This is a genomic window from Psychrobacillus sp. FSL H8-0510 (assembly GCF_038008345.1).
GTDB lineage: Bacteria > Bacillota > Bacilli > Bacillales_A > Planococcaceae > Psychrobacillus > Psychrobacillus psychrotolerans.
This window is the reverse complement of the sequence record NZ_JBBOYZ010000001.1, coordinates 328,354-349,116: the sequence shown is the minus strand read 5'-3', so window position 1 is coordinate 349,116 and position 20,763 is coordinate 328,354. Positions and strand designations below refer to the sequence as shown.

Genomic DNA, 20,763 nt, shown 5'->3' with positions numbered 1-20,763 from the left:
AAAAAGACTCACTAAAATAACTTTATTACTTCCAAGGAACTAGGTCAATAGAAATTTTATTATTTTTAGAAATAAAGTACTAATATATGAGTCATAATAACTTATTAACTCTAATATATATTTGAGCAATATATCACTTTTCTTTTCAAACAATAAATAATTGAATACAAAAAACAGACACCTATTCTGATGATGCCCGTTTTTTCAAATTTTCAATTAGAGAATTACTTTTTCATTTTGACTTACCCACTGTTGCAGAGGTTCTTGAAAGCGTGATATCATCCACCCCAATATTTTTCCGATAAAATAAGCGGCAACTATAGTACCGATACCAATTGCTCCAAAGGACTGTATAAAAACTAAACCCATTATAGCTGCGACAAAAACATTTATTAAATCACCCGTAATCTTTGCTTTACTAAACTTGATTTTAAACTGTTCGCTAATAACATACGTTAACGCATCGTAGGGCATTAGAGGGAGTTTTGCGGTGAAATATCCGATTAATCCTGCTGATACGACAAATAAACTAATAATCAAATATACACAACGCAATACTATAGATTCAGGTGTAGGCAATAATTGCACGAGGAATAATGTAGCATCCATAAAGAAACCAAATACAACCGAAATAATTAATTGAAGCATTAAATCTTTTATATCCATACGTTTGCTTAAAATGATTTGAACAAGTATAAATAATATATTTGCAAGGACTGTGGTAATACCGATTGATAAGCCTGACGTTAAGACAAGTGCATATGCCAGAGAAGAAACAGGTGATACACCAAGTCCTGCTTGAATTGATAAACTAACACCAAGTGTCAAAAAAAATAAGCCACCTATATATAAAGTAAGGCGCTTCATCGTAACATTCTTATGATTCATAAGTAATTCGCTTCCTTTTTTAATCTCCTATCCATCATATCATCCAATTCAAGATACTAAAAATATATATATGGTAAACTATTCATATGAAAATACATATAATGAGGTGTACGGATGGATATTCGACAATTACATTACTTTAGAGAAATCGTAAAGCATTCCAGTATTTCTAAAGCTGCAGAAGCCCTACATATAGCACAGCCACCACTCAGTCAACTTTTAAAGAAACTAGAAAATGACCTTGGCACAACTTTAATCCATCGATATCGAAAAAAATGGGAACTGACTGAAACAGGAGAAATATTGTATCAATATGCGGAGCAAACACTAATGCAAAGACAGGATGTTGAGCGACGAATTCAAGAAGTAGAACAAGGAAAAGCCGGAACGATCCGTATCGGTGTTTCTTCCGCATGCTCGAATATGATGATTGATTACGTAAGAACATTTAGAACACAATCTCCTAACGTTAAAATTAGTATTGTTAACGGTAACTCCGATGAATTATTAAAACGACTCGAACAAAGAGAAATAGACTTGGCATTTCTTTTACGTCTGAGCACCAGTGAACAATATGAGATAAAAGTATTAAAAAAACAACCTTATGTTGTAATTGTCCCAACTAACTGGTCGACATCATTTTTAGATTCACATATAACATTTAATCAGATTGCTAAATTACCTTTTATCATGTTGGGTGCAATAGAAGGACATTCTTTTCATGGAGAAATACATAGAGCGTTTGAAGAACATCATGTAGTACCAAATATTATAATTGAGTGTAAAGATATTGCTATGGTAGCCTCACTTGTTAGTAAAGATTTAGGAGTATCGATTATTCCAAATATGGATTATGCATCTACCTTTCTAGAAAATCTCACCCTTTTCGAATTGAAACAGTTTAACCATAGTGTGGAACCTATCATCTTAAAACTAAAAAATGCACCTACCTCAAAAGTGGCCGCTCAATTTTGGGATATAGTAGATTAAAAATACATTGGTAAAGAAAAATAGACCCGGAAATACTTTTCCGAGCCTACTTTTTTATACAAGCTAACTATTAAGATCAGCATAAATTTTATAATTTATTTTGATCCAATTTCCTTTGACGAATTTTTCCATCCATATAATTCATTTTCTTTAATGTACTTATAGCAACTTGTAGGCAAGAGGTATTTTGCTTCTCCCCCAATTGCAAATTCATCACGAATATAAGTAGAGCTAATTTCCATGGCAATACCCTTATCGATTAAGTGGAAAGTGCTCCCATCGTCGTTATTTCGCAGCAAAGGAGAACCACTTATCGCTTTCAGCATATCAATACCATCTCTAGCCATGACAATAAATTTATTTTCACTCACTAGTTTATCTGCACTTCCCCACTTACCATCTCCGATATCCACTAATAAGTCTGCTCCCATAATGAAATATAAATCATCCTCTGGGTATACTGTCTTTAAGTGCTTCATTGTGTCATAGGTGGAGATTTTCCAGGCATCTTGCTTCATTTCAAAATTATCTAAAGTGAATTTTTCATCCGATTTAATCGCCATTTCTAGCATATTCCAGCGATGTTCGTCTTCTGTATTCATCGTTTTATCTTTTCTTTTGTTGGAGCAAGGTAAAAAGATGACCTTATCTAACTTGCAACGATTTGCTATTGTACTTGCTGTAAAAAGATGGACATTGGTAATGGGATCAAAAGACGAACCATAAATTCCTATCTTAGCCATTAGATTACCTCCACATATTCAATAGTAGTTAAACTGTCTTAACATATTTTATTTAGCGTGCCTCTACTTTTTCTTTCACCTGTTGAATATTAACCATTTTGTTATCCCAACATTTTTGACTTAAGTCAACGGGGTATTCTTCGGGATTCAGAAGTCTTTTATATTCATCCCATAGGAACAACAAGTTTTCTTTCACATCTTGTTGGATTTCTAATATTCCTGGTAATTCGTATACCTGTTTACCATCCACAAATATGTCATGATGAAGTTCTTTAGCCTCGTAATTCGTTACGAACTTACTGATATACTTATGAACCGGATGGAACATTTTCAACTTTTCTTGTTGTTCTGGTTTTTCATCATCCATTGCGATGTAATCACCTTCTGACTTATTACTCGTCAGGTTAATAATACGGTAGACTTTTTTAAGTCCAGGTGTAGTAACCTTCTCTGGGTTTCCAGAAATCTTAATGGTATCTACCATATTTCCATGATCATCTTCAATAGATACCAATTTGTAAACTGCTCCTAATGCCGCTTGGTCATAAGCAGTAATTAGCTTAGTGCCGATTCCCCAAGCATCAATTTTAGCTCCTTGATGTTTTAATTGAGAAATAGTATATTCATCCAAATCATTAGATGCAACAATTTTCGTCTGTTTGAAACCAGCTTGGTCTAGCATCTTTCTCGCTTCTTTGGATAGATAAGCTAAATCACCACTGTCCAAGCGAATGGCTTTAAAGTTAATCTTATCGCCTAGCTCTTTTGCTACTTTGATAGCGGTAGGAACGCCAGACTTTAAGGTGTCATACGTATCTACTAAGAAAGTACAATCTTTATGTCTTTTCGCATACTTATGAAATGCGGTATACTCGTCACGATACGCTTGAACCATAGAATGGGCGTGCGTACCAGATACAGGTATACCAAATAATTTCCCAGCTCGCACATTACTAGTTGCTTCAAATCCCCCGATAAAAGCTGCTCTTGTTCCCCAAATAGCTGCATCCATCTCTTGTGCGCGCCTCGTACCAAATTCCATAGCGGTTTGATCACCAATTACTTGTTTCATTCTAGAAGCTTTTGTCGCTATTAACGTTTGATAATTGACGATATTCAGTATAGCCGTCTCTATCAATTGTCCTTCCGCTAAAGGAGCTTCAATACGTAACATAGGTTCGTTATGGAAGACCAATTCTCCTTCTTTCATCGAACGAATTGTTCCAGTGAATCTCAGCGTTTGAAGATATGCTAAAAAGTCTTCTTCGTAACCTAGTTCATTTTGAAGATATTCTATATCACTCTTTGTGAATTGAAAGTTAGAAATATATTCAACAATTCTTTCTAACCCGGCATATACTGCATACCCATTACCGAATGGTAACTTTCGAAAATATACTTCAAAAACAGCTTTACGGTTGTGTATATTATCTTCCCAGTATGTTTCTGCCATATTGATTTGGTAAAGATCTGTGTGTAACGCAAACCCATCATCTTTGTAATTTGTTTTCATGCGTACCCCTCCGTCTCATTTTAATACCCACTTACTAGTTTATAGATGGTTTTATCGGACTTCTGCACCTATGCTGTTTTGGAAATGACCTAGAGCCCATTCATGACCTAGTTGGTTGAAGCTCGCGACAGCATCCTTATAAACGACTACTTTAAAGCCCTTGTTATACGCGTCCACTGCTGTATGAAGTACGCAAATATCGGTACATACACCGACTAAGTGAACTTCTGTAATTTGTCTTTCTCTTAGCTTTAACTCTAGGTCTGTACCGGCAAACGCCGAATACCTAGTTTTGTTCATCCAATAGACTTGTTCATTATTCTTATTATTTTCATATACATCTTTGAGTTTTCCAAACAAATCTCTTCCTTCCGTTCCCTCTATATTGTGAGGGGGAAACAGCTTAGATTCAGGGTGGTACTGGTCATCCTTTTGATGAGTATCAATCGCAAAAACGACCAAGTCGCCAGCAGCTATAAATTCTTCCGTTACATGTAAAATGGCTCCCTCGATATCCTGTCCTGGTTTACCACATGTTAATGCTCCATTGTCCGCCACAAAATCTACCGTGTAATCAATATTCAACAATGCTTTGTTCATCATTCATCCGCTCCTTTATATTAAATAAATCATCAATTGTTAAATTGTTAATTAATAAATAGAAAAAAATTAATAATTTGCATTATAGATTGAAACAAAAGGCTCGAAATCGGTAAATCTATATAATTGTGCTTTGTTTTTAGACCATCTATTAGATTTTTTTAACTCCCCTTCATCCATTACTTTTTCAATGAATGGCAAGGATGGTGCTTTTCTAAAAAACTGTGAATCAAGTTTAATCCAGGAATCATCCAATACGGTTAATAGTACGCCTTGTAATTCCGACAATACGAATTCTTTCGGTAAAAAGTTTTTTGCTAATGTAGTAAGAGCCATATCTTTCTTTATAATCCAAATGGCATCTGAAATTATTTGTTGGTGGTCGAAAGCGAGCTCTAACTGACTGATTTCTTCTAAGTTGAATAGCTGTACATCCGAAGCATCATCAGCTGCTTTGCGTTTGACTAACTGGTTTCCTGGTACAATCGCATAATGCGCGTTGGAGATAATCCAAGCACGTTTGTCACGTCCAGGTTTATCGTAAGTGCCAAAGTGTTTCATCTTGAGATTGGTTACCCCTGTCTCCTCTTCAAGTTCTCTCGAAGCTGCTTCAAATGCTGTTTCATCTGGCTGAACAAAACCACCTGGCAATGCCCATTTACTACCTTCTACATTTGGCTCGCCCTCTGCATCCTTCGCTGCTCGTTGTATCAACATCAACTTCAATTCTTTTACAGGTGGTTTATGCTTTTCTACCTCAGTTGAAATGATGGTAAATACGGCAATATCACTTGTATATCCGTCGGGTGTTTTATATTTATTTGCATCGTAATTCTCTAACATTTCTTCTTCCGACTTATATTTCCCCATCATAGTACCTGCCTTTCTATTATAGTACTCGCTCTTTATTTTAATTAACAGTTTGTTATTTGTTAATTGTATTTTACGCTATAACATTTATTTTTGCAAGGCATATGTCATGAAAAAGACAAAATAAAAAGAAATTTCCTTTTGTGTGACGGAGTATTTATTGACCACCATTTTAAATTGGTCTATTTAACACCCACATCTTCAAGGAAATTTCAGATGGGACTTAATATTAAGCTTCTAATTTATGATGGAAAGGACACTTTCCTTGAATGGGTTCAATATCATCCCCAATAAAGGATTGCTTCCATTCATTATGTGTTGGATCTCCGAAGTGGCCGATATCTGGATGCTTAGGAAGTTGGTCCCAAACCTCTACTCGTTTACGAACCTTTTCACGCGACATAATACCACCCTTTTCAGTTCCTTCTAGTCCTTCGAAGATTTTGCGAGGCTGAAATCCAAGAACCATTGCATTCCCTAAGTGACGTGTCTTTCTCTTCTTATATGCAGGAGCATTTCCAAACACGAAGATTGGCTCTCCATTGAATCGAAAATCCCATAAATGATGATCAGGGTCGCGTGGACTGTCTTCTGGCCATTCAACTTCATCCATTTCATGTAAGTATTGAAGGATATCCCAAAATTGCTTACGATAATCCTCGAGAGAACCCTCTTGCTCAAAAGGCTCTACAAATACAAAGAGACCATGTCTTTTGTAATTTGGTAATTTAAACAGATCTAGAAAGCCTTCCACTGCAGAAGGTAGATTACTCCAGTCTTCTTGGCTAATATATGCATAACGAAGCTCGCCTTTCAATTCTCCACTCATTCCAAAAAAACAAGGAAACGTCTTATCCGTTACTGTGTTGTGGAAAGTTTCATATTCCTTATACAGCCAATTTGGTAAGTCGGTTCTAGTATGAAAATCTTCTTTTGTCAATAATGCCTGTTCCTTTGTAATCATACAATCGCCTCCACAATCATTATTCATACATCTCTTAGTCTTGTCTTTACCCAATCTTAAATTCCCTAAAACAATGATATTAAAATTCAAATAAACTTCACTGAAAAAGGTTATACAATGAAAAATATAGGGAATAGAAAAGAAGAATGAATTAAAAAAGTGGAGGATTCCTTATGGTAAAAATAATTCAAGATCAATCTCAAGTACATTGTCAAAGTGAATATGAAACACTAAAAAAAGTCGTCTTATGCGAACCTCAATATATGGAAATTAAAGAAGTAATTAATGATGTTCAGAAACAATATGTAAATGATAATATTGACCGTTCACTTGCTATTTCACAACATCAACAATTTGAAAAAGCCTTAGAGAATGCCGGTGTGGAAGTAATTAAATTAACACCAAGCAAAGACCATCCCGAACAAGTTTTCACAAGAGATATAGGCTTTACCTTGGGCAATCATTTGTTTATCTCCGAAATGGCAAATCCGATTCGTCAGGGTGAAGAGAAAGTGTTAGCTGATTGGATGAATGAACATGACATTTTTTACAAAAAACTTTCTGAACACTCTATAGAAGGTGGCGATGTTATTGTCGATGGCCATCGAGTGTTTATCGGGATTAGCCATCGTACATCTATGGACGCTATTAAAGTTTTACAAAAAGAGCTAACAGATTTCGATATCCTACCTATTGTTTTTAATCCAAAATACTTGCACCTTGACTGTGTATTCAATATTCTTTCTGCAAAAGATGCATTGATTTTTCCTGATGCGCTCGACAAAAAAATGGTGGAGCTATTATCGAGTATGTATAATTTAATCGAAGTGAGCGAAAGTGAGCAGTTCTCAATGGGTACCAATGTATTATCTATTGGACAAAATCGGGTAATAAGTTTACCAATTAATCATGACGTTAATCTTCAAATGAGGCAGCATGGCTATCAAGTGATAGAGGTCGATTTCTCGGAAATCATAAAATCGGGTGGTTCCTTCCGCTGTTGCTCTATGCCAATAGAACGACGCTAATAAAGTTACACACAAAAGACCCATTCCTCTAGGAATGGGTCTTTTTAAAGTGCATTATTTAGAAAGGATTTGTTGCTAATAAACTAGCTGTTTTCACATAAATTCTCGGATCTAATTTTAATTGTGACACAATGAACTCAGCTATATCTTCTGGTTGCATAAATTGGTCAATTTTATCTTTATCCACTAAAGAAGAATTGGTAGCTAGCTCTGTTACGACTGTACTCGGAGTTAATGCAGTCACGCGTATATTATTACGGCGAACTTCTTGAGCTAATGATTCTGTCAACCCAATAACCCCAAATTTAGATGCGCTATATGCACTGGAACCAGGCGCACCATTTAATCCATTTGTTGAAGAGATGTTAATAATATCTCCTCCATTTTTTTCAATCAGTTGTGGAAGTACTGTATGTGTTACATAATAAGTACCCATTAAGTTAACATCAATAATCTTTTTCCACTCTGCTGGATCTGTGTCTACTAATTTCTCAAAGCCACCAATTCCTGCATTATTTATTAATATATCGGCAGTTCCTAATTCACTAGTTAGTTTTTCGATTGCTTGTTTCACTTCTTCTAATGAAGAAACGTCTGCTGGCGCATAAGCTACTTTAACATTTAAGGTACCAATTTCTTCAGCTACACCCTTTAATGCTTCCTCTGTTCTTGCAAGTAATCCAACGTTTACTCCTTCTTTTGCTAAAGCAATAGCTATCGCTTCGCCAATACCTCTTCCTGCTCCCGTTACAAATGCCACTTTTCCTTTTAATGATTGTCCCATTTTTAGCAACTCCTTTTTCATGATAATCTACTCTAATCATAGTCCTGTAAAATGAAAAACTCCATTTAAACACCTTCACTATGTAAAATACTCCATCATGATATACAGAGGAAAGAAGCCGAGAGAAGTGTTTAATCACTTTTCACGGCTCTTTTTCATCCTCAATAGGTAACTATAACGCCTATCAGTTGGACCCTAAACATAGTGCACATACCAATTTTAATTACATGAAATGCTCCTTATTTGGAATTTACGGGGCATATTTATTCATCAAAATTTATCCTACAGAATGGGCATTACGTAGTAATATTATTTAATTCAAAACATCAAGAAGGTCTGTTAGATGTTAGTGGAATCTTCTCATAATCTTCCGGATTCAATGTTTCTACAGAACCATCTGCGACACCTTTAATAATTGCTTCTAGTCCACGTTCAACCGATTTAACAAGTTGTCCTTTTTCCTTCTGCCCCATCGTTTGTGTCTGACCTTTCACCTCAAAAAGCACAGTTCCACTACCATTCAGCGCATAACTTCCAAGAGCTGTGCCCGGGAGATCAAGCCCTTGAGAATAGAGTGAAATATTCTTGAACTTTGAGTTACCATAAGATTGAAGTTCGTTATAAGCTGCAACGTTCAATTGTCTTGAAAAATCATAGTTGTAGTTATCAGCATATTGGGCGTATTTCGCTCCTTCAGGTGTGTTCGGATCTGGAACAAACTGTGCGGATAGTGACAGCGTTACTTCATCCGAGGTGCCATCCACATAGTATATCCCTTGATGATGTAAATCCACAAAGACATCTACATTTCCATACTCCTCTTTTAATGCCTTATATACATCACGAGAAGTTTGTGATTCAGGTGTGATAAACCAACCTGGCTTATTAGATGCTCCTGGGAAGTCTTGCGCCTCTGGGACATAGTTTAAGTTTGGATTAAAATCTCTATTCACATCGAAACCTGGATTCTCGCCATAGTTATAACTTTGACTAATCCCTCGGTCTAAATAGTTCCAAGAAGGTTTAGCGCTTGCCAGTTGCGGGAAATCTCTCACTGCTTCATCCCATGTCATACTATTACGTCGTTTGTCCGCTTCAGATGCATCTGGATTCATCATAGGCATGAAAACAATCGTAACTTCTTCACGGATTTTCTTTGCTTCTTTTGAATTTGTGGAAAGGCTTTTTAAGAGATTTAAAAGAGCGACTGTACCAGTTTTTTCGTTACCATGAATTTCACTTTGAAGAAGAATAACTTTGTCACCTGTTCCAACTTTGGCAGTGTATATATCCAACCCTTTATGGGATTGACCAACGACCTCTACCTGTACAACTCCATTACTTGTCTTCTCAAGTTGTTTGAGTGTTTTTTGGAGCTCACCATGACTGATAAAACCAGAGATAGAGTATTCATGATGATGCGTTTCTTGTTTAACCATATCCGCAGCATAAACAGGAAAAGCCAAGCTTGTACATAGCCCTAATATACCTATTGTACTAACCATTTTTTTCTTCAATACATATCACTCCTTCTTCTAATTCTTAGAACTGTTACTAGAATAACAAACGAAATTTAAATAGTAAATTTATTATGAATATTTGATTAATTAGTATTATAATAGAGTTATATAGCTCAATTTATGTATACCTTTAGTGACACGAAGGACTAATTATTTCGACTACCAAAGTTACTCACTTTATAAGATAATTGAACTACATTGAAGTTTATGTTATTCCTTTTACCAATCTAATTCCCTTACTAAAAAAGAGTCGAGAAAAGTGATTATCACTTTTCTCGACTCTTTTAATCTTCTACTGGTAACCAACCTTTTACATTTACTAGTCTATCCCATAATGGATCAGGGATAACTAACTCTTCTTGCGCTTGTCTCGAAAGAGTTTTACGTATTTGATCTTCCTGGCCAGCTTGAACTTTATCCATCCACTTTGGTTCCATTAAAAGTTCTCGACCTAACGCAATGAAAGGCACTCCCGTTTCTAACGCTTCGACTACCTCATCCGGTGTATGCAATGAACCTACTCCAACTACCGGAGTCCGATTCCCTATTTTTTCATGTATCTTAATAATTCTTGACTCTGTTTTATCTTCTTCACGGAAGGAACCATTCCAGAAATGATTCACAGACACATGTAGATAATCTAAGCCCTGATCAGCTAGCTTATCTACGAATTGAAGAGTATCCTCCAATTGAATCCCAGGGTTACTGCCCTCTTCTGGAGAAATTCGATAACCAACAATAAATGGTGTTTTTGCATGTTCCCTTACTGCTTGTTTAACAGAATCTACGATTGCCATGGGAAACTTCATACGATTCTCAAGGGAACCTCCCCATTGATCTTCTCTTCTATTTGAATGCGGCGAGAAGAACTGCTGTAACAGGTAAGTGTTAGCTCCGTGGATTTCTACTCCATCAAAGCCTGCATCTATTGCTCTTCTTGTAGCATCTCCAAAAGCCTGGATTGTCTGCTTAATTTCATCCTCTGTCATCTCTCTCGGAACTATTGCACCTTCACGTTCCGCAGCAACAGCACTTGCTGAAACGGGTTGCTGATCTGGTAATAACTGGGCCGGCGACTGTCTGCCCCCATGATAAATTTGAATAATAGCTTTTGTTCCATTCGATTGAATGCTCTGAGCTAGTTTTTTCAATCCTGGAAGGAATTTATCATCATCGATGCTAAATTGTCCTGGAAATCCTTTACCACCCTTGATCACATATGCACAAGCAGTGATAAATGTACCAACACCACCAGAGCGCTCTTTATAATAGGCTAACTCTCTTTCCGATACTTCCCCACTTTCTTCCGAGGAATAGTGAGTCATTGGAGCGACCATAATTCGATTTTTTACTTTTACACCTGATGAAAACGTAAATTCTTGAAAAATCTTTTCGTATTTTTGTTTCATTTTATTAACCCCTTTACTAGTCTTCCTAAGAAGGACAATGTATCTTCTTTGTTAATACTACAGAAGTTAACGTTAATGTTCCAACAATCTGCCACATGAAATCCCTATGCTGCACACTATGTATAATAGTATACGTCATAGGGATTTGTTTATTGCTCAGCTCTAATTTTTTCTATTTCTTTCACCCAAGCGGTAATGTTTTGATGTATACGTTCATACTCTTGATCATTCCAGCATGTCCATACACATTAAGAGAGAATTCTTTTACTATATTCAGAGAGTTTTGTACAAATCTGTTGCTATGTTATTCTCAAATTTATAGAGCCACCGTGCTTTTGTAGTCAATCATATACATTATTTACAAAAAAAGACTCCTGACCGCAAATTAAATTCCGGTCAAGAGTTCTTTTATAGAATAACTAGTTGTCATTTATGCTTTAACTAGTAATCCGCCTTCTTTTAAATATTTTTGAATGCCTTCTGCAGCACGATAAGAAAGTGCACCCAGTGTACCAGTTGGATTAAAGCAACTATTATGTGGGAATGCAGATGCACCTAAAACAAACACGTTTTCAGCTTCCCACATTTGTAGGTAAGTATTTAGCGCTGATTTCTCAGGGTCTGTCCCCATAATTACTCCACCTGTATTATGAGTATTTGAATCTTTATTTACGTTAAATGGACCTTGCTCTTCATTTGTGTCAATAATATCTGCACCAATTTCTTCTGCAAATTTACGTGTAATTTTAGACATGTATTTCCCCATCGCACGGTCATTGTCTGTATATTCATATGTCATGCGTAATAATGGATATCCAAATTCGTCTTTAAATTCTGGGTCAAGGTCTAGATAATTTTCTTTATGTGGTAAAGATGCACCTTGCGTTTTAACTGGGAAATTTGAATTCGCATATTTAATAGATTTCTCTTTGAACTCAGCACCCCAGTTTGGCGTTCCTGCAGGTACACGGTTTACTGCAATCGGACGGTCGCCATATTGTGTTGAACGAATACCAGCTCCATGTATGAAATCTACTTCCTCATGGTCAAAGTTATCCCCCATGTATTCAGCAATCTCAATACCTAACGCTCCAGCACCACCATATAGGTTAAACTCTTTGTCCTCGAAGAATAACTGAGAACCTCCAGCTGTTACCTGATAACAGTAATTTTTACCGATTGTCCCTTTACCTGTTTTTGGATCATAAGGAGTGCCGATACCAGAGTTTAGAAGTAAACGAGAATTATTGAATACATAACTCGCAACTACAACTACATCTGCAGGTTGCTCAAATTTTTCTCCAGTTAGCATATCTACGTAAATAACCCCGTTTGCTTTACCACCACTTTTAGTTAATTCCACCACATTAGAATGTGTACGAAGATCTAGCTTACCTGTTTGTTTTGCAACCGGAATTACCGTTACTGCTGGGTCACCTTTCGCTCCATATTCACAACCAAAGTTTTCACAATACGCACAGTATTGACATGCTCCACGAGAGATGCCGTCAGGGTTTGTATATGCTTCAGAAAGGTTTGCTGCAGGAATAACGAAAGGTTTGTATCCAAAGCTTGTTGCCGCTTTTTCGAATTCTTTCATTAATGGTGTTTTCACTAAAGGAGGCGTTGGATATGGATTCGTACGTTTCCCCCAAAGTTCTACTGTTTCCCCTGAAATACCAGCCATTTTTTCGAATGTATCATAGTATGGTTCCATCTCATCATAGGTTATACCCCAGTCTTCAAGACCTTCCATCCAAGCAGGGATTTTTTCGATTCCGTAACGCTCAATTGTTTTTGTACGTATTTCGAAGTCATAAGGTAAGAAACGATAAGTTTGTCCATTCCAGTGACTACCTGCACCACCTACTCCGTCACCTACTATAAATGTACCGTAGTGACGCATTGGTAAAGCCTTACCGGATAATGTATTTCTATAAGTAATAGTTTCCTTCGAAAGATCTTGCATTAATTCTTGACGATGTTGATAACGAAGTTCATCATGTCCCATTGTATAATCAGCTGTTGTCCGGTCTTTACCTCGTTCTAACCCCACAACGCTTATGCCTGCTTTTGTTAGTTCAGCTGAAACGATTCCACCAGCCCAACCCATTCCTACTACTACAACAGGTACTTTAGGTAATTTTGTAACCATTTATATGTCAGTCCTTTCTATTATTAATGTCCCATATGAGAATTTAAACTTTGTGGTTCCAGTTCGATAAATTTCTCATCTTGTATTTCAGCTACATATTGCATACGAGATCCTGGATACTTACGCATACTCCAACCTAACATTTCATTGTTACCACCATACATTGGGTCTGCATATACACCTTCAATAGTTAATGTGCGTAGTAAATTGAAAAATTGAGAAGAGGAAATTTTTCCATATAATTCAACTTTACCTTCACTAAAAGAAAGTAGAACTTCATCTTGTTTAGCAGCTTCTAACTCTTTAAAATCAACTTCATATTGTTCATTACTATACTTGTCTAAACTAACTAAACCAGCTAGAAACAAATCTTTTCTAAGTATTTTCGTTTGTGGACCTTGGTTTTCTTCTGCTTTATAAAATGCACCTAAACGGTAGTCTTTAACGTTAGAACCCCATGGACCAGCCAACTGATGATCAATATAAATAGCTGCATTAAGTTCTTTTGCACCAGGACCATTTGCATCTTCTGGGAAAATACGTTCCACTGCTGCTTGAGTAACTTGATATTGGTTTGGTGTGAAGAACATTAAAGCTACATTTGGGTTAGCCTTAGGTGTTGCCGCGTGATTTTGAGTTTTAGTAGTGGTCGCTGATTTTTCATCTTTTATTAGAAGACTTCCTAAAGCTCCCCCTAAAACAACTCCCCCTACTGTCAAACCAGAATTTTTGATAAACGTCCGTCTAGACGATCGTTTGTCTAAAACAGTGTTATTCTTTTCTTGTTCTGACATAATAAAACCTCCTATAAATTTAATAGTTTTCTATTTAATCGATTAATAAATATTCTTCATTTTTTCTTTTAATGCACAATAGAGCTCCAATTGTAAACAATCGTATGCAGAACTGAAAAAGCAAGCAATGAAGCTATAAAAATAGTGTGTTTTCTTCCTGTCCAACAAAGAACAATGATAGCTAAACCAATCCCAGAACCTAATAAAGCAAACCAAGGGAATGGACTATTATAAAAAAAGAGTAAAAGTGCAAAATCAGCTACGATGAAAAGGGCCAGTAGCACTTGATTGAGCATCCTCAGTTCTTCTAAATTGTATTGCGTCATACTTATTCTCCTTTTTATGCAATAGTAAAAACACGTTTCAAAAGATGATTTTATTTTGTATACAAAATATATGTTTTTGTATACAAAAACAACATTATCTATTCTACTATATTCTTTTGTTGTTTGTACACCTTAAAAATTTTAGGAAATAATCATGAACAAGAACTTTTCACTCAGTTTGATATAACTTATTAAGTTAGTGAAAAGAGGATAAGTTTTCTTTATGACAAGACAATATTAGTACCTTAGAAGATGGTACTTCCCAAGTATGAACTGCAGCTTTTACATGATAGTGCGACCATTTTTAACTCTTAGAATGAAATTAGATATATTTATAGTGAATTTTAGAAAAGGGGCAAAGGTTATAAACGAGGACTATGTAGAAAAGTATTCCAAATAAAAAAACACCCAAAAAAGGTGCAATGGAGGTACTATAAGGATTTAGGCTGTTCGTGGTGAGTTATTAGCACTAATTCATATGCTAACTAGATAAATTAGTGCTCTGTATCATCTGGGAAATTTTAACATCTTACTTCAGGTAGGTTTGAATGCAATTTAATCATCACTTTTGGTGACTAACCATAAATAATTTAAAACTGCCCATTCCTTCCGATAAGCTCCAAAGTAAAATTCATGTCTTTATATAAATGTTCAGCTATGAGTTCTCCGGCAAGTTGTTCATCCTTATTCTTAATGGCTTTGTAAATTTCTTCATGCTCATCTATTATATTTGGACGACTATATATATCAAGCCTTAGACTAAACAAATAGAAAATTGTCTGAGCTTGCGCTAATCTTTCAATCATTATTGGATTTTGACATTCATTTATAATTAAATCATGAAAACGTTGGTTTGCATTATATGTATTTTTGGACTGTCCTTCCATAAGCGAATTACGAGATGCCTGGATAGTATTCTCAAGTTCTTTAACCTTCTCCACTGTCATATTTTTCGCTGCTCTTTTCGCTGCAAAGCTTTCTAGTACTATGCGCATCTCATATATGTATATCAAATCCTGTGCTGTCGGATTATATATATGCTTGTTCTTAATTAATCCCTCTTGCTCCAACCTTTTAATTGCTTCACGAATTGGTGTACGACTAACACCAATCTCATCTGCAAGACGCTCCTCTACTAACTTCATTCCGCCTTTGTAAGTTCCATCAAGCATAGATTCCCTAATGTATTCATAAGCCAATTTTTGTGCGTTCATCTTGTTTGAAACCATATCTTAACCCCCCGGAATTATTTTAAGTAAATACTTCCTTATTATACTTTACAAAGTATTATTTTAAAGAATAAAACATCCTCTTTAAAGGTAAATGATTGACACGGATATGTCGTTCGATGAACGCCTGTATGCCGATATTTGCTCGTTTATTAACACGCATTATTGAAGTTAAACCAACACTAGCCGGGAATTGCATCCGACCTATAAAAAGCAAAGTCACATAAAAAAGGGAGATGTTTTCACATGACAGTAACAACAAACAGTAAAAGCCAAGAAGCCGTGAACACACACATCGTCTTAGCTCGACCAATCAACGGTGTTGCACTCAATGGCATTGAATTCTTACTCAATGAAAACGGCACGCACCGTGAATTCGCAACAAAAGAAGATGCTCGTTCCTTTATTCGTGTAGAAATCTTCCCAGATTCCACCGATGAAGAACAAGACGGGTACTTTACATTCATGACTGCGAGTGATGCACTTGCATACGAAGATCGCATAGCTAGTAAGTAATCGAATAACCAACAAAAATCACTGGGCTACATACGTCTAGTGATTATGTAAGCAAACACACACTTAAAATTGGAGGACAACCAACCATGCCAGGAATTACAGAATTAAACACACTCGTTCACTGCGTTGAACAATGGTCCATCAATAAAGGGCTAGATAAAGCGGAATCCAGCAAGCAATACTTAAAAGTCGCAGAAGAAGTGGGAGAAGTTGTCGCAGCACTTGCACGAAGCGATATGGACGCTCTACGTGACAGTATCGGCGATTAAGTGGTCATACTGATTATCCTTGCCCAACAAAACAACATAACATTAGAAGAATGTCTGCAAACAGCCTACGATGAAATCAAGCACCGTACAGTCAAAGTGGTAAACGGTACATTCGTCAAATCCTCGGATTTGTAGGTGTGACCTTATAACAATAAGCCCTAAACCAACCATACAAAAGGAGGACATCCACCTGTCGTATTACGTTATCACCCAATTTGAAACCAAAGAGGCAGCAGAAACGTTTGCCTTTGTTCAAAAGGACACACAAATGGAGGTCGGCGAAAGAGACCGTCATGACAACCAACTCAGATACGAGGACGTACAAGTCGTTGTTGACGCCTATGCGGACTTGACAGATGAACAGCGCAATCAGATTGATGTGGCAAAAATCATCGAACAGCTATCGGACTTCGATTATTCCGACTACAACGAACACATCGAATCGCTGATTGACACCCAACTTAACCCAAAATAAAAACCTTCGGCATAGCGCCGTGGGGTTCTTTTTTTTATAAACGTGTAGAGAAGGAATAATCGCAAAAAACAGGAGCATACTGAACAGCACAAGATGAAAAATCATCTTGATGATGCACACAAAGGAGACATAAATAATGGCCAACTCTAACTCAAACCAACTCGTTGTTCCCGGTGCAAAGCAAGCGCTAGATAGCATGAAGGCAGAAATTGCATCAGAATTCGGTGTAACACTCGGCGTAGACGCATCGTCTCGTCAAAACGGCTCTGTGGGTGGAGAAATAACGAAACGTTTAGTGCGTCAAGCACAAACGCAACTACGCGGTAAATAAGAAGACTCACGCCCCGTTTATGACGGGGCTTTTTTTTGTTTTTATGTAAATATGTGGTTTAAAAATCCGATACATAGTCTGTGAGACCTACTTTTTTTAAGTGGAGTGGTTTTTTCCTCCCACATAAAGATGACCTGACGTGATACTTTGTACCGTCACGTCCGATAAAAGGCACGAATATAAATAAACCAAAAATTAAAAGATGAAAAAGGACGATGATGATGATGATGAGATTATCGAGAGTATTATTTACCAGTATTTTAGCAATTATTATGGTGCTGACCATTGGTGTCAGTGCCGATGTGAAAGTGAACGCAGAATCCCTTGATAATAATACGTTAGGAAAAGAAATAGCAGAAAAGGCTAAACTTGGACTTGAGCTTGGCATTTCAGATAGTAATAAAGACAAAGTTGTATTTGTAGAAACTGTGGATGGGACTGAAAAACTACAAAATGCATTGAACCTCGGAGCCGGTAAAATTGTTGTATTGCCACATAGCAGTTCGTTTAAGGTAAGCGGATTAAAAGTTCCTGATAATACAACTATTATTGGTTATGGTTCTAAAATTTATAATGATAAAAAGCACACGACACTACTAACGATAGGTAGCGGAGTGAAGATATACGGTTTAGAAATACAGGGGGCAGGCAACAAAGATGCTAATGTAAAAGGTATCGGAATAAACATTGCTAGTGCGAATTCAGTGAATTATGCTAAAAATATTGTTATTCATGATAGCTTTATACATGACATCGGTTTTTATGGCATTAAAGCCGAGTTTGCAGACAATGTGACTGTTACAAATACAAACATTGAGGACATCGGCTATGCAGGCATTGGCGGATTCTCTGTTAGTAATTTCAACGTAGATAAGAGCCATATTAAAGCTATTGGACCCGGAACCGACGGAAATGCATATGGCGTGTTCTTTTCTAGGAAAGGTTCTAAGAGTGACCTGGGAAAATATCCACGAAGCAAAGACAGCTCGGTAACAAATAGCACCATAGAGGATATACCGTTATGGGAAGCGTTAGACACGCATGGTGGAGAAAATATTACGTTTAACCATAATAAAATAAGAAACGCGAAAGTCGGTATAGCGTTTGTTAATGCGACAGGTGATGGCAAAAAAGGAATATTTGGTACACAGCGCTCAACGGCAAAAGGTAACCAAATCGAAGGAATCGGCAAAGGTTGTGGCATTATTGTTGCCGGATCAACGTCAGATTATGCCAGTGGTCTTACGATAAGCGATAACCAATTAACAAATGCAGGGAAAGAAGGAAGCAGTATCTCAGGTGCAATCTGTGCCAAGCTTACGAAAGATTTAATAATAAAAGAAAATACCTTGAAGAATAGCTTCGCAAATGGTATTAGTATCAACACCCATAATAATCAGTTTTTAATTACTAAAAATAAAATTCAGGATGTACAGGACAAGACGTACGTAGTACCTGCTGCTATTGCAATACGCTCTACTCATAACGAAGGAACCATCTCACAAAACGTCCTAACTGGTGATGGTAAGTTATCAAACAAATATGTATCTGTCCGTGGGATTAACATATCCACCAAAATTAATGTAAAGCTGAAAATTGGCACGAATACAAATACCTTTAAACTACCTATTGCTGGTGGAACTGGTAGTCATGTTACGTATGTAAAATAATAAAACAACCAATCAATAAAACCCCTCGGCATAACGCCTTGGGGTTCTGGTTTATCTAAGATATACATAAAAATGGAGCTAGGATATGTTCTCCCAACCCATTTTATTTTGGTATTCTTTTTTTTCTAAATTCCTGTTGCCCCATCAAGCATTGTTATGTGCTTTTCTTATATTTTATAAAAGGAAACAGAGCTATCAAGAAAACAAGCAAAAACAGAGATACAATGATTTTGTTTCCTTTATCTGGCTCACCAAACAAATAAACTAGTATGTTTGCAAATGACGGCATACCAAGCCATTCTAGAATTGGAACCACAAGAAACATGCCAATTAAAAAATATAAAATAAAAATTTTATTACTCATATAGTTTTGCCGCTCCCTCATACCGTTAGATGAATTCCTCATATATTCAAGTACTTCGACATTCTTCCAGTAATACCTGCTTGTTGATCCGCGAGTTTAGTTCAATAAAAAAAGCTTTACTCCTTCTTGAAGTAAAGCACGTTAGAAGAAAATTAGAAGTAATGCTCCTACGATGAAACAATAATATGTAAAATAAACCAGCTTCCCATTTTTCATAATTCCCATAAACCACTTCATCGCAAAATAGGTCATTAATAGTGTTGCTATAAAAGCAGCTAAATACGGAATTGCTAAGGCTGCTTTATTCGGTTCATTCAGAAAATCAGAAAGACCTAATATAACTCCTCCGAGGCTAACGGGAATATACAACATAAATGAAAATCGAAGTGCCGTATCTTGTTTCATTCCAACAGCAACTGCGGAAATAATAGTTGCACCTGAACGACTAATCCCAGGTGTTAATGCGACAGCCTGCCCTAATCCCACAATAAAAGCATCCTTAATTGTAATATCACTTTCGTCTTTTTTACCTTTCAGATTTCGAATTACCCACAAGGCAATCCCTGTTACGAAAAGCATCACCGCAATCGTTGTCATGCTAACACTTTCTGCTATATAGTCACTTAACAATATTCCTAGAACACCCGCTGGAATAGAGCCAATGATGATAAAGAAAACAAAACGAAAGTCACTCTTATAACGACGATTTTTCGTTTTCAAATAAAGAAATGAATTTACTGCAAGCCTTGCGATATCTTTTCTATAAATATAAAGTATCGCAAATAGTGAAGCTGTGTTTGTTAATATAGCAAATGTAAATCCTTGTTCACCTAGCCCCAAGATTTCACTAGCAATCATTACGTGTCCACTAGATGACACTGGAATTGGTTCTGTAAAGCCTTGCACTAGCCCAATAATAATCATTTTTATTATTAAGATAACATCTAATTCTCCCATTTTACCTCCCTATGAATTCTCGTTTTAAGGAACAATTATTTTTACGGACCAAAACTATATTGATCCTCATCAATCTCTTTTAACCTTATCGTCGCTATTTTTTCTTTTAGGTTGAACAAGCCAAATTACGAATAGAAAAAATAATGCAAAGCACACTCTAAATAACGTATTTAGAACTCTGTCGTCATATAAATCTGTTAATAAAATAAAACTTAAAGCATATCCAATTATAAAAACAAGGAACAAGCGAAATTTCATTTTTGCACCCCCAATAAATCACCAGTTGCAATAATGATGCTTTTTTGATTGTTGATTCAAGGGTAATCTCCATATAAATAAGAGGAACGATACTACAACTAAAAAGATAC

22 protein-coding genes and 1 pseudogene are annotated in these 20,763 nt (G+C 36.4%); 7 read left to right on the top strand and 16 right to left on the bottom strand.

What is annotated here, in order from left to right; all coding sequences use genetic code 11:
• Positions 1 to 216: 216 nt before the first annotated feature.
• Positions 217 to 888, bottom strand: coding sequence for a YczE/YyaS/YitT family protein (locus MHI40_RS01750; protein WP_093536252.1), 672 nt, complete (start codon positions 886 to 888; stop codon positions 217 to 219).
• 114 nt (positions 889 to 1,002) lie between these two features.
• On the opposite strand from MHI40_RS01750, the gene MHI40_RS01745 reads away from it, so the two are divergent.
• A complete protein-coding gene (locus MHI40_RS01745; protein ID WP_340761274.1) occupies positions 1,003 to 1,878 on the top strand; it encodes a LysR family transcriptional regulator in 876 nt (291 codons plus the stop codon).
• A 95-nt stretch (positions 1,879 to 1,973) separates the two neighbouring features.
• Here the strand turns inward: MHI40_RS01745 and nadD are convergent, their stop codons facing one another.
• From nadD to MHI40_RS01720, 5 genes are all read right to left on the bottom strand, one after another.
• Positions 1,974 to 2,621: a nicotinate (nicotinamide) nucleotide adenylyltransferase gene (gene nadD / locus MHI40_RS01740; protein WP_340761273.1), complete on the bottom strand. Its 648-nt coding sequence runs from the start codon at positions 2,619 to 2,621 to the stop codon at positions 1,974 to 1,976.
• A gap of 52 nt (positions 2,622 to 2,673) precedes the next feature.
• Positions 2,674 to 4,134 carry a nicotinate phosphoribosyltransferase gene (locus MHI40_RS01735; protein WP_340761272.1) on the bottom strand — a complete coding sequence of 487 codons (1,461 nt, stop codon included), beginning with the start codon at positions 4,132 to 4,134 and terminating at the stop codon, positions 2,674 to 2,676.
• A gap of 51 nt (positions 4,135 to 4,185) precedes the next feature.
• Complete coding sequence (locus tag MHI40_RS01730) at positions 4,186 to 4,734, bottom strand: cysteine hydrolase family protein (protein WP_340764350.1); 549 nt, start codon at positions 4,732 to 4,734, stop codon at positions 4,186 to 4,188.
• A gap of 69 nt (positions 4,735 to 4,803) precedes the next feature.
• Entirely contained in the window at positions 4,804 to 5,604 is an 801-nt protein-coding gene (locus MHI40_RS01725) for an NUDIX hydrolase (RefSeq protein WP_340764349.1), read from the bottom strand.
• A 229-nt stretch (positions 5,605 to 5,833) separates the two neighbouring features.
• Entirely contained in the window at positions 5,834 to 6,568 is a 735-nt protein-coding gene (locus tag MHI40_RS01720; protein WP_340761271.1) for a YqcI/YcgG family protein, read from the bottom strand.
• A gap of 173 nt (positions 6,569 to 6,741) precedes the next feature.
• Here MHI40_RS01720 and MHI40_RS01715 point away from each other — a divergent pair, with 173 nt between their 5' ends.
• Positions 6,742 to 7,596 carry a dimethylarginine dimethylaminohydrolase family protein gene (locus MHI40_RS01715; protein WP_340761270.1) on the top strand — a complete coding sequence of 285 codons (855 nt, stop codon included), beginning with the start codon at positions 6,742 to 6,744 and terminating at the stop codon, positions 7,594 to 7,596.
• A gap of 58 nt (positions 7,597 to 7,654) precedes the next feature.
• Here MHI40_RS01715 and MHI40_RS01710 read toward each other — a convergent pair whose 3' ends face one another.
• The 7 genes from MHI40_RS01710 to MHI40_RS01680 all read right to left on the bottom strand — a co-directional run bounded on the left by MHI40_RS01710 (position 7,655) and on the right by MHI40_RS01680 (position 15,813).
• Entirely contained in the window at positions 7,655 to 8,380 is a 726-nt protein-coding gene (locus MHI40_RS01710) for a 3-ketoacyl-ACP reductase (RefSeq protein ID WP_340761269.1), read from the bottom strand.
• A gap of 326 nt (positions 8,381 to 8,706) precedes the next feature.
• Positions 8,707 to 9,897: a M14 family zinc carboxypeptidase gene (locus MHI40_RS01705; protein ID WP_340761268.1), complete on the bottom strand. Its 1,191-nt coding sequence runs from the start codon at positions 9,895 to 9,897 to the stop codon at positions 8,707 to 8,709.
• Between the two features lie 287 nt (positions 9,898 to 10,184).
• On the bottom strand, positions 10,185 to 11,309 hold the full coding sequence (locus tag MHI40_RS01700) for an NADH-dependent flavin oxidoreductase (protein ID WP_340761267.1): 1,125 nt from the start codon (positions 11,307 to 11,309) through the stop codon (positions 10,185 to 10,187).
• Between the two features lie 430 nt (positions 11,310 to 11,739).
• The gene (locus MHI40_RS01695) at positions 11,740 to 13,464 is read right to left on the bottom strand and encodes a GMC family oxidoreductase (RefSeq protein ID WP_340761266.1); all 1,725 of its coding nucleotides are present in this window, start codon (positions 13,462 to 13,464) and stop codon (positions 11,740 to 11,742) included.
• A 23-nt stretch (positions 13,465 to 13,487) separates the two neighbouring features.
• On the bottom strand, positions 13,488 to 14,258 hold the full coding sequence (locus tag MHI40_RS01690; protein ID WP_340761265.1) for a gluconate 2-dehydrogenase subunit 3 family protein: 771 nt from the start codon (positions 14,256 to 14,258) through the stop codon (positions 13,488 to 13,490).
• A 68-nt stretch (positions 14,259 to 14,326) separates the two neighbouring features.
• A complete protein-coding gene (locus MHI40_RS01685) occupies positions 14,327 to 14,584 on the bottom strand; it encodes a hypothetical protein (RefSeq protein ID WP_093536272.1) in 258 nt (85 codons plus the stop codon).
• A gap of 590 nt (positions 14,585 to 15,174) precedes the next feature.
• Positions 15,175 to 15,813, bottom strand: coding sequence for a GntR family transcriptional regulator (locus tag MHI40_RS01680; RefSeq protein ID WP_340761264.1), 639 nt, complete (start codon positions 15,811 to 15,813; stop codon positions 15,175 to 15,177).
• A 246-nt stretch (positions 15,814 to 16,059) separates the two neighbouring features.
• Between MHI40_RS01680 and MHI40_RS01675 the strand changes: the two genes are divergently transcribed.
• The 5 genes and pseudogenes from MHI40_RS01675 to MHI40_RS01655 all read left to right on the top strand — a co-directional run bounded on the left by MHI40_RS01675 (position 16,060) and on the right by MHI40_RS01655 (position 19,074).
• Positions 16,060 to 16,329 (top strand): hypothetical protein, encoded by a 270-nt coding sequence (locus MHI40_RS01675; RefSeq protein ID WP_340761263.1) that lies wholly within the window; start codon positions 16,060 to 16,062, stop codon positions 16,327 to 16,329.
• An 86-nt stretch (positions 16,330 to 16,415) separates the two neighbouring features.
• A pseudogene (locus tag MHI40_RS01670) lies at positions 16,416 to 16,733 on the top strand (MazG-like family protein).
• A 133-nt stretch (positions 16,734 to 16,866) separates the two neighbouring features.
• Complete coding sequence (locus MHI40_RS01665) at positions 16,867 to 17,073, top strand: hypothetical protein (protein WP_340761262.1); 207 nt, start codon at positions 16,867 to 16,869, stop codon at positions 17,071 to 17,073.
• Between the two features lie 136 nt (positions 17,074 to 17,209).
• Entirely contained in the window at positions 17,210 to 17,404 is a 195-nt protein-coding gene (locus MHI40_RS01660; protein ID WP_340761261.1) for an alpha/beta-type small acid-soluble spore protein, read from the top strand.
• A 215-nt stretch (positions 17,405 to 17,619) separates the two neighbouring features.
• The gene (locus MHI40_RS01655; protein ID WP_340761260.1) at positions 17,620 to 19,074 is read left to right on the top strand and encodes a right-handed parallel beta-helix repeat-containing protein; all 1,455 of its coding nucleotides are present in this window, start codon (positions 17,620 to 17,622) and stop codon (positions 19,072 to 19,074) included.
• 154 nt (positions 19,075 to 19,228) lie between these two features.
• On the opposite strand, the gene MHI40_RS01650 is transcribed toward MHI40_RS01655, so the two are convergent.
• The 3 genes from MHI40_RS01650 to MHI40_RS01640 form a co-directional block, all read right to left on the bottom strand.
• The gene (locus MHI40_RS01650; RefSeq protein WP_340761259.1) at positions 19,229 to 19,438 is read right to left on the bottom strand and encodes a hypothetical protein; all 210 of its coding nucleotides are present in this window, start codon (positions 19,436 to 19,438) and stop codon (positions 19,229 to 19,231) included.
• 141 nt (positions 19,439 to 19,579) lie between these two features.
• Positions 19,580 to 20,395 (bottom strand): undecaprenyl-diphosphate phosphatase, encoded by an 816-nt coding sequence (locus MHI40_RS01645; RefSeq protein WP_340761258.1) that lies wholly within the window; start codon positions 20,393 to 20,395, stop codon positions 19,580 to 19,582.
• A 69-nt stretch (positions 20,396 to 20,464) separates the two neighbouring features.
• Positions 20,465 to 20,653, bottom strand: coding sequence for a hypothetical protein (locus MHI40_RS01640; protein ID WP_093536278.1), 189 nt, complete (start codon positions 20,651 to 20,653; stop codon positions 20,465 to 20,467).
• Positions 20,654 to 20,763 lie beyond the last annotated feature (110 nt).

Coding starts and splice junctions, on each gene's coding strand:
- MHI40_RS01640 (WP_093536278.1), bottom strand. CDS start 20,653: ATGAAATTTCGCTTGTTCCTTGTTTTTATAATTGGATATGCTTTAAGT.
- MHI40_RS01700 (WP_340761267.1), bottom strand. CDS start 11,309: ATGAAACAAAAATACGAAAAGATTTTTCAAGAATTTACGTTTTCATCA.
- nadD (WP_340761273.1), bottom strand. CDS start 2,621: ATGGCTAAGATAGGAATTTATGGTTCGTCTTTTGATCCCATTACCAAT.
- MHI40_RS01750 (WP_093536252.1), bottom strand. CDS start 888: ATGAATCATAAGAATGTTACGATGAAGCGCCTTACTTTATATATAGGT.
- MHI40_RS01660 (WP_340761261.1), top strand. CDS start 17,210: ATGGCCAACTCTAACTCAAACCAACTCGTTGTTCCCGGTGCAAAGCAA.
- MHI40_RS01720 (WP_340761271.1), bottom strand. CDS start 6,568: ATGATTACAAAGGAACAGGCATTATTGACAAAAGAAGATTTTCATACT.
- MHI40_RS01735 (WP_340761272.1), bottom strand. CDS start 4,134: ATGAAAACAAATTACAAAGATGATGGGTTTGCGTTACACACAGATCTT.
- MHI40_RS01650 (WP_340761259.1), bottom strand. CDS start 19,438: ATGAGTAATAAAATTTTTATTTTATATTTTTTAATTGGCATGTTTCTT.
- MHI40_RS01710 (WP_340761269.1), bottom strand. CDS start 8,380: ATGGGACAATCATTAAAAGGAAAAGTGGCATTTGTAACGGGAGCAGGA.
- MHI40_RS01715 (WP_340761270.1), top strand. CDS start 6,742: ATGGTAAAAATAATTCAAGATCAATCTCAAGTACATTGTCAAAGTGAA.
- MHI40_RS01695 (WP_340761266.1), bottom strand. CDS start 13,464: ATGGTTACAAAATTACCTAAAGTACCTGTTGTAGTAGTAGGAATGGGT.
- MHI40_RS01675 (WP_340761263.1), top strand. CDS start 16,060: ATGACAGTAACAACAAACAGTAAAAGCCAAGAAGCCGTGAACACACAC.
- MHI40_RS01745 (WP_340761274.1), top strand. CDS start 1,003: ATGGATATTCGACAATTACATTACTTTAGAGAAATCGTAAAGCATTCC.
- MHI40_RS01690 (WP_340761265.1), bottom strand. CDS start 14,258: ATGTCAGAACAAGAAAAGAATAACACTGTTTTAGACAAACGATCGTCT.
- MHI40_RS01680 (WP_340761264.1), bottom strand. CDS start 15,813: ATGGTTTCAAACAAGATGAACGCACAAAAATTGGCTTATGAATACATT.
- MHI40_RS01645 (WP_340761258.1), bottom strand. CDS start 20,395: ATGGGAGAATTAGATGTTATCTTAATAATAAAAATGATTATTATTGGG.
- MHI40_RS01725 (WP_340764349.1), bottom strand. CDS start 5,604: ATGGGGAAATATAAGTCGGAAGAAGAAATGTTAGAGAATTACGATGCA.
- MHI40_RS01665 (WP_340761262.1), top strand. CDS start 16,867: ATGGAGGTCGGCGAAAGAGACCGTCATGACAACCAACTCAGATACGAG.
- MHI40_RS01730 (WP_340764350.1), bottom strand. CDS start 4,734: ATGAACAAAGCATTGTTGAATATTGATTACACGGTAGATTTTGTGGCG.
- MHI40_RS01685 (WP_093536272.1), bottom strand. CDS start 14,584: ATGACGCAATACAATTTAGAAGAACTGAGGATGCTCAATCAAGTGCTA.
- MHI40_RS01655 (WP_340761260.1), top strand. CDS start 17,620: ATGATGATGATGATGAGATTATCGAGAGTATTATTTACCAGTATTTTA.